General features: G+C 68.9%; 8 protein-coding genes. All 8 read left to right on the top strand.

What is annotated here, in order from left to right; all coding sequences use genetic code 11:
- Window positions 1–172 precede the first annotated feature (172 nt).
- The 8 genes from AB0D46_RS21685 to AB0D46_RS21650 all read left to right on the top strand — a co-directional run bounded on the left by AB0D46_RS21685 (window position 173) and on the right by AB0D46_RS21650 (window position 7,938).
- Window positions 173–763 carry a CDP-alcohol phosphatidyltransferase family protein gene (locus AB0D46_RS21685; protein WP_362879659.1) on the top strand — a complete coding sequence of 197 codons (591 nt, stop codon included), beginning with the start codon at window positions 173–175 and terminating at the stop codon, window positions 761–763.
- A gap of 103 nt (window positions 764–866) precedes the next feature.
- Window positions 867–3,365: a mannose-1-phosphate guanyltransferase gene (locus tag AB0D46_RS21680; protein WP_362879657.1), complete on the top strand. Its 2,499-nt coding sequence runs from the start codon at window positions 867–869 to the stop codon at window positions 3,363–3,365.
- A gap of 102 nt (window positions 3,366–3,467) precedes the next feature.
- Window positions 3,468–4,370, top strand: coding sequence for a DUF881 domain-containing protein (locus tag AB0D46_RS21675; RefSeq protein WP_362879656.1), 903 nt, complete (start codon window positions 3,468–3,470; stop codon window positions 4,368–4,370).
- Window positions 4,367–4,699 (top strand): small basic family protein, encoded by a 333-nt coding sequence (locus AB0D46_RS21670; RefSeq protein ID WP_281207173.1) that lies wholly within the window; start codon window positions 4,367–4,369, stop codon window positions 4,697–4,699. The genes AB0D46_RS21675 and AB0D46_RS21670 overlap by 4 nt, the downstream gene beginning before the upstream one ends.
- Before the next feature lie 5 nt (window positions 4,700–4,704).
- The gene (locus AB0D46_RS21665; protein WP_362879654.1) at window positions 4,705–5,556 is read left to right on the top strand and encodes a DUF881 domain-containing protein; all 852 of its coding nucleotides are present in this window, start codon (window positions 4,705–4,707) and stop codon (window positions 5,554–5,556) included.
- 82 nt (window positions 5,557–5,638) lie between these two features.
- Window positions 5,639–6,583: an FHA domain-containing protein gene (locus tag AB0D46_RS21660; RefSeq protein WP_362879667.1), complete on the top strand. Its 945-nt coding sequence runs from the start codon at window positions 5,639–5,641 to the stop codon at window positions 6,581–6,583.
- 44 nt (window positions 6,584–6,627) lie between these two features.
- Window positions 6,628–7,401, top strand: a complete 774-nt coding sequence (locus AB0D46_RS21655; protein WP_362879652.1) for a MerR family transcriptional regulator — start codon at window positions 6,628–6,630, stop codon at window positions 7,399–7,401.
- Window positions 7,402–7,464: 63 nt separating this feature from the next.
- On the top strand, window positions 7,465–7,938 hold the full coding sequence (locus AB0D46_RS21650; protein ID WP_350916703.1) for a bifunctional nuclease family protein: 474 nt from the start codon (window positions 7,465–7,467) through the stop codon (window positions 7,936–7,938).
- Window positions 7,939–8,077: the final 139 nt, after the last annotated feature.

The raw sequence follows: 8,077 nt of genomic DNA, 5'->3' as shown, positions 1-8,077 counted from the left end.
GGGACCCTGTGGGAGAGTAGGACGCCGCCGAACAATCATTGTGGGAAAGCCCCGCACCAGCCCTTCAGGGTTCGGTGCGGGGCTTTTCTGCGTTCCGGGCCGGGTCGGGGTCTCCTGTAGGGTCAGGGGGCATCGATTCGACATTTTCTACAGTCACAGTGGAGGCCCCCGGGTGGAGGTCCAGGAGACTCGGGTCCAGACTGACCGAATTTTCACCATTCCGAACATCCTGAGCATGGCTCGCCTCGTCGGCGTACCGCTGTTCCTCTGGCTGATCCTGGCCGAGTACGACGGGTGGGCCCTCGCGGTCCTCATGCTCAGCGGGATCAGTGACTACCTCGACGGGAAACTCGCGCGGCGCTGGAATCAGATCAGCAAACTGGGCCGGCTGCTGGACCCCGCCGCGGACCGGCTCTACGTCCTGACCACGCTCTTCGGGCTGACCTGGCGCGAGATCCTGCCGCTCTGGCTCACCGCCGCGCTCCTCGCCCGAGAGGCGATGCTGCTGGTCATGGTGTGGATCCTGCGTCGACACGGCTATCCGCCGCCCCAGGTGAACTTCCTCGGCAAGGCCGCCACCTTCAACCTGATGTACGCGTTCCCCTTGCTACTGCTCAGTGACGGGACCGGTTGGTTGGCCTGGACGGGGTCCGTTTTCGGATGGGCGTTCGCAGGATGGGGTACAACGCTCTATTGGTGGGCAGGAATCCTTTACGTGGTGCAAGTCCGTCGTCTCGTGAAGGCGGATGCCACGGCCGATTGAGCTCGCTCGGCGCCGGTAACTGACGCGGAGGAGTAGCGGAGTCACCGTCCGGGGGCGGGTGAGGTCGGCCAGACCGTCATCTCTCTAGGAGGACTCTTCCGACATGAAGGCCGTCGTGATGGCCGGTGGCGAAGGTACGCGGCTTCGCCCCATGACCTCAAGCATGCCCAAGCCGCTCCTGCCGGTGGCGAACCGGCCGATCATGGAGCACGTGCTCAGGTTGCTCAAACGGCATGGGCTCAATGAGACCGTCGTCACCGTGCAGTTCTTGGCGTCGCTCGTCAAGAACTACTTCGGGGACGGCGAAGAGCTCGGAATGGAGCTCACCTATGCCAACGAGGAGAAGCCACTCGGCACCGCCGGTAGCGTGAAGAACGCCGAGGAGGCGTTGAAGGACGACACCTTCCTCGTCATCTCCGGCGACGCGCTCACCGACTTCGACCTCACCGATCTCATCAGGTTCCACAAGGAGAAGGGCGCACTGGTCACGGTGTGCCTGACCCGGGTGCCGAATCCGTTGGAATTCGGCATCACCATCGTGGACGAGGAAGGGAAGGTCGAACGCTTCCTGGAGAAGCCCACGTGGGGCCAGGTGTTCTCGGACACCATCAACACCGGCATCTACGTGATGGAACCCGAGATCTTCGACTACGTCGACGCCGACGTCTCGGTCGACTGGTCCGGTGACGTCTTCCCCCAGCTCATGAAGGAAGGCCGGCCGATCTACGGCTACGTGGCCGAGGGCTACTGGGAGGACGTGGGCACCCACGAGAGCTACGTCAAGGCGCAGGCCGACGTCCTCGAGGGCAAGGTCCAGGTCGACATGGAGGGCTTCGAGATCTCGCCCGGAGTGTGGATCGCCGAAGGCGCCGAGGTCAGCCCCGACGCCGTCCTGCGCGGCCCCCTGTACATCGGGGACTACGCCAAGGTGGAGGCCGGGGTCGAGATCCGGGAACACACGGTCATCGGCTCGAACGTCGTGGTGAAGAGCGGCGCCTTCCTGCACAAGGCCGTCGTTCACGACAACGTGTACATCGGCCCGCACAGCAACCTGCGCGGCTGCGTCATCGGCAAGAACACCGACATCATGCGGGCCGCGCGGATCGAGGACGGAGCCGTCATCGGCGACGAGTGCCTCGTCGGCGAGGAATCGATCGTGCAGGGCAACGTCCGCGTCTACCCGTTCAAGACGATCGAGGCCGGTGCCTTCGTCAACACGTCCGTGATCTGGGAGTCGCGCGGGCAGGCACACCTGTTCGGTGCCCGAGGGGTCTCCGGGATCCTGAACGTGGAGATCACCCCCGAGCTGGTCGTCAAGCTGGCCGGTGCCTACGCCACCACCCTGAAGAAGGGTGCGATCGTCACCACCGCCCGAGACCACTCCCGAGGCGCGCGAGCGCTCAAGCGGGCCGTGATCTCGGCGCTCCAGGCCAGCGCCATCAACGTGCGCGACCTGGAGAACGTACCCCTGCCGGTGGCGCGGCAGCAGACGGCCCGCGGCGCCGCCGGCGGCATCATGATCAGAACCTCGCCCGGCGTGCCGGACTCCGTGGACATCATGTTCCTGGACGAGCGGGGAGCGGACCTCTCGCAGGCGGGCCAGCGCAAACTGGACCGGGTCTACGCACGCCAGGAGTACCGGCGTGCCTTCCCGGGGGAGATCGGCGACCTGCAGTTCCCGTCGAGCGTGTTCGACTCGTACACGGGCTCCCTGCTGCGCCGCGTCGACACCACCGGCATCGCCGAATCCGGCCTCAAGGTCGTGGTGGACGCTTCGAACGGAAGTGCCGGTCTGGTGTTGCCCAGCCTGCTGGGCAGGCTCGGGGTCGACGCGCTGACGATCAATCCCGGTCTGGACGAGTCCCGGCCGACGGAGACCGCCGAGTCCCGGCGCGCCGGACTGGTACGGCTCGGGGAGATCGTGGCCTCGGCGCGGGCGGCGTTCGGCGTCCGCTTCGACCCGGTGGGTGAGCGGATCTCGCTGGTGGACGAACGCGGACGGATCATCGAGGACGACCGGGCCCTGCTCGTACTCCTCGACCTGGTCGCCGCGGCGAAGCGCAGCGGCAAGGTCGCGCTGCCCGTGACGACCACCCGGGTCGCCGAGCAGGTCGCGGCCTACCACGGGACGCAGGTGGAGTGGACGACGACCTCGCCCGACGACCTGACCCGTGTGGGTCGGGCCGAGAGCACCATCTTCGGCGGTGACGGCAGGGGCGGGTTCATCGTCCCGGAGTTCGGCAGCGTCTTCGACGGTTCGGCAGCGTTCGTGCAGCTCATCGGACTGGTGGCGCGGACGCAGCTCACGCTGAGCCAGATCGACGCCCGGATTCCGCGGGCCCACGTCCTCAAGCGGGACGTGCCGACGCCGTGGGCCGTCAAGGGGCTCGTCATGCGGCGGGTCGTGGAGGTCGCCGGGGACCGTCAGGTGGACACCACCGACGGAGTGCGCGTGGTCGAGGCCGACGGTCGGTGGGCGCTCGTCCTGCCGGACCCGGCGGAAGCGGTCACCCACCTGTGGGCGGAAGGCCCCGACGACGCGTCCGCGCAGGCCCTCCTCGACGAGTGGGCGGAGGTCGTGGACGGCGCGGGACAGCACTGAGCGCCCGCGCCCACCAGCGCGTACGACGGGCCGGGACGGGCAGTTGCCCGTCCCGGCCCGTCGTACGACCGCATTCGGTGGGAGCGGGGGCGACATGCGACGATGTGGGGCATGTCGCAGCCGCTCAACAACCGGAGTTCGGCCCCACAGCCCGCGCGCCCGGACGCCTCCATGTCGCTGCTGACGCACGTGATGGACCACGGCCTCGACGAGGGCTATGCGGAAGCGGCGGCCCGAAGCCGGGCGGACGGTACGGCGGGCCTGCCACGCACCCTCAAGGCGAAGCTGGGGCTCGCGGCCGGGCTGGTCGTCGCCGCCATGGTCGTGACGCTCGGCGCCGCCCAGGCGCGCATAGCGGCGCCGGTGCTGGCCAAGGAGCGTCACGAGCTGATCGACCGCGTGGAGCGCGCCGACGACCGGGCGAACGGGCTGGAGCGCGACATCGAGCGGTTGCGGACCGAGGTCGCCGACCGGCAGGGCGCGGCGCTCAAGCAGCACGGCGGGGACCAGGGCCGGCTCGTGGACCTGCTGTCGGGCGCGACCGAAGTGCGCGGCCCCGGCGTCAAGCTGGTGGTCGACGACGCGAAGGGCGCGGCGGCCGGCGGCGGGGCCCCGCGCGAGAGCGCGGGCTTCTCCGACACCGGCCGGGTCCGTGACCGGGACATGCAGCGCATCGTGAACGGGCTGTGGCAGGCGGGCGCGGAGGCCGTTTCGATCAACGGACAGCGGCTGACGGCGCTGTCGGCGATCAGGGCCGCCGGTGACGCGATACTGGTCGACAACAAGCCGCTGGTGCCGCCCTACGAGGTCCTCGCGGTGGGGGACAAGAAACGACTCGGCACCACCTTCCAGGATTCCGTGGACGGCCAGTACCTGCACGTGTTGCAGGAGAGCTACGGGATCCGCTACACCCTGTCCGCGATGGACGAGGTGAAGGTACCGGCCGCGTCGAGCCTGACCGTGCGTACAGCCACGGCGGAAGAGCCGAAGAAGGGTGCATCGTGATCGCGGTACTGGGCCTGGTGGCCGGAGTGGTGGTCGGGCTTCTGGTCCGGCCCGAAGTGCCGGCCGTCGTCGAGCCGTATCTGCCGATCGCGGTGGTGGCCGCGCTGGACGCGGTGTTCGGCGGCCTGCGCGCGATGCTGGACGGCATCTTCGTCGACAAGGTCTTCGTGGTGTCGTTCCTGTCGAACGTGGTCGTGGCCGCGCTGATCGTCTTCCTCGGCGACAAACTGGGTGTCGGCGCGCAGCTGTCGACGGGCGTGGTCGTCGTCCTCGGCATCCGGATCTTCTCCAACGCCGCGGCCATCCGCCGGCACGTCTTCCGGGCGTGAGGCCGATGAGCAGCGACAACACCCCGCTGGGGGAGCCCGGGGAGCCGCTGCGGCCCCCGAAGGACGAACCGGCGGCGCAGGCCGCGTCAGAGCCCTCCGCGGGAGCTTCCGGGGGCCCCGGGGCCACCGGGGAACAGACCGGTCGCCAGCGGCTCGCGGCCGGGCTGTGGCCGCCGCGCGTGAGTCGCGCCCAACTGATCGTCGCGCTGCTGCTGTTCGTCCTGGGCCTGGGTCTCGCGATCCAGGTACGGTCGAACAACGACGCCAGCGCCCCGCTGCGGGGGGCCCGCCAGGAGGACCTCGTACGGATCCTCGACGAGCTGGACGGGCGGACCACGCGCCTGGAGGACGAGAAGCAGCGGCTCGACGACCAGCGCAAGGAACTGGAGAGCAGCTCCAACCAGGCGGAGGAGGCCCGCCGGCAGACCGTGGAGAAGGAACGCCAACTGGGCATCCTGGCCGGTACCGTGGCAGCGCAGGGGCCCGGCATCACCCTGCGCATCAACGATCCGCAGGGTCAGGTGCAGTCCGACCAGCTCCTGGACACGTTGCAGGAGCTGCGGGCGGCCGGGGCCGAGGCGATCCAGATCAACGGTGTGCGCGTGGTGGCGAGCTCGTTCTTCTCGGACGAGGCCGGTGGTGTGGCGATCGACGGTAAGAAGATCACACAGCCCTATGAGTTCAAGGTGATCGGCAGACCGCAGGACCTGGAGCCGGCGCTCAACATTCCCGGCGGTGTGGTGCAGACGTTGGAGAAGGAACAGGCGACGGTCGACGTCACGCGGTCGGCGAAGATCGTTGTGGATGCCTTGCGGGCTGCGAAGCAGCCTGACTACGCTCGGTCGTCATCGCCGTGATGTCGGGCGGAGCGTGGACCGGCTCACGCGGGCGGCTGCCTGCGGGGGGTCGCCGCACCGAAGTCGCGGTGCGTGGTGGAAACTGTCTGGTGGTTACGGACGTTGTGAGAATGTCCGGGTCGGCAGGTGTGTGCATGCAGAGTTCGTCCTGCCCCACGGGCGGGTCTGTTTCGGTCAAGGGGAATCGCCCGTGAAGTTGTTTGAGAAGTTGTTCGGCAAGAAGAACCGCGAGGACAGTGGTGCCGCGCGTCATCGTGCGGGGCACGGTGAGGGGGAAGGGCAGGGCGACCGGCCGCTCTTCCGCGATGAGGTGGCCGGCCAGGGTGACAATTCGGGCGCGCAGGGCGCGTCGAGTGTTGACCCTGCCGGTTCCGGACGCATAGGTTTCGGTGAACCATCAACCTCAAGTGCGGGTGGAGGGTTTGCGCCCGACCCGTATGCCACCAATGCCTCCGCGGGGCAGCCGCGGCGCGAGGAGCCGTCCATGTCGGCCGAGCAGGTTTGCAGCAGGTGTGGGCACCGCAGCGATGCGGCCAGCCGCTTCTGCTCCAACTGCGGCGCGCCGCTGCGGGCGGGCCTGACGCCGGAGCGTGCCTCGGAGACCACGTCCACGATCTCGATCTCGGGCCTCGAGGCCTATGAGGCCGAGGTGTCGGGACAGCCGCACGCGTCGTCGTCGCTCTCTCCCGAGGCCCAGGCCGCGGTGGAAGCGCTGCCGCCCGGTTCCGCTCTGCTGATCGTGCGACGCGGTCCCAACTCGGGCAGCCGCTTCCTCCTCGACGGTGAGCTGACCACGGCGGGCCGGCACCCGCAGAGCGACATCTTCCTGGACGACGTCACCGTCTCCCGGCGCCATGTCGAGTTCCGCAGGGGCCAGGAGGGCGGCTTCACCGTCTCCGACGTGGGCAGCCTCAACGGCACGTACGTGAACCGCGAGCCGATCGACTCCGTCGCCCTGCACAACGGCGACGAGGTGCAGATCGGCAAGTACCGGCTGGTCTTCTACGCGAGCCTGCGGGGCATCTGACCCTTCCCCCGGACCCGGTCCGGGGGAACCACAGGGAAGGTTCCATGCTGCGTACCCCCACCGGCGGTGCCCCGAAGAACGGCACCGCCAACGCCGTCGGCCAGGCCGGGCGGCTGGTGAGCATCGGCACGGTGCTGACCACGCTGCGCGACGAGTTTCCCGAAGTCACCATCTCGAAGATCCGCTTCCTGGAGGCCGAGGGGCTCGTCGAGCCCCGGCGCACGCCTTCCGGATACCGCAAGTTCAGCACCGGCGACGTGGAACGGCTCGGGCACATCCTGCGCCTCCAGCGGGACCACTACCTGCCGCTGAAGGTCATCCGGGAGCAGCTCGACGCGCTGGACCGGGGTGAGCCGATCCGTATCCCCGGTCCCACCGCCCACGGTGAGTCCGTGGATCCCGCGAGCCCGTCCGCCCTGTACGGCGAGGTGGGCCGGGAGCGGCCGACCGTGCCCCGGGTGGGGCGGGCCGAGTTGCTCGCCGCCGCGGAGGTGGACGACGTCCAGCTCGTGGAGTGGGAGTCGTACGGCCTCATCTCCGAGGCGCCCGGCGGTGGGTTCGACGCCGAGACGGTCACCGTCGCTCGGTTGATCGCCGATCTCGGTCGGTTCGGCCTGGAACCGCGCCACCTGCGGGCCATGAAGGCGGCCGCGGACCGTGAGGCCGGTCTGGTGGAGCAGGTCGTCGCGCCGTTGCGCAGGCACCGCAATCCGCAGACCAGGGCGCACGCCGAGGCGACGTTGAAGGAGCTCGCGGGCCTGTCCGTACGGCTCCACGAGGCCCTCGTGCAGACCGCTCTCGGCGTCCGGTTGCGCTGACGGCGCTGGTCGGCGTGGGGCCCCGACTACCCAAACCGGCCGGGCAGGTCCTAGGGTTGCTGTGTGAACGAGCTCGACGTTGTGGGTGTCCGGGTGGAAATGCCCTCCAACCAGCCGATCGTGCTCCTACGTGAAGTGGGAGGCGACCGGTACCTCCCCATCTGGATCGGTCCTGGGGAGGCTACCGCCATTGCCTTCGCCCAGCAGGGAATGGCCCCTGCCCGGCCGCTGACGCACGACCTGTTCAAGGACGTGCTCGAAGCGGTGGGTGAGGAACTCTCCGAGGTCCGGATCACGGATCTGCGCGAGGGCGTCTTCTACGCGGAGCTGGTCTTCGCGAGCGGGGTCGAGGTGAGCGCGCGGCCTTCCGACGCCATAGCGCTGGCCCTGCGGACGGGGACGCCGATCTACGGCAGTGACGGTGTGCTCGACGACGCCGGAATCGCCATTCCCGACGAACAGGAGGACGAGGTGGAGAAGTTCCGCGAGTTCCTCGACCAGATCTCACCGGAGGACTTCGGTACCGGGCCCCAGTGAGGGGTACGAGGGGAGTCGCGGGGGCGGACGCCGCGCGACGCGGCCGCGTCGCCCACCGGGAACTTTCAGCCCATTCGAGTAGCCTTTCCCCGCAATGGGGTACGGGAAACCACTCTCAGGGTGATTATCACTCGGCGTG

Origin of the sequence: Streptomyces sp. NPDC048383 (genome assembly GCF_040651775.1) — a bacterium.
GTDB lineage: Bacteria > Actinomycetota > Actinomycetes > Streptomycetales > Streptomycetaceae > Streptomyces.
This window is presented reverse-complemented; position numbering and strand designations above follow the sequence as displayed.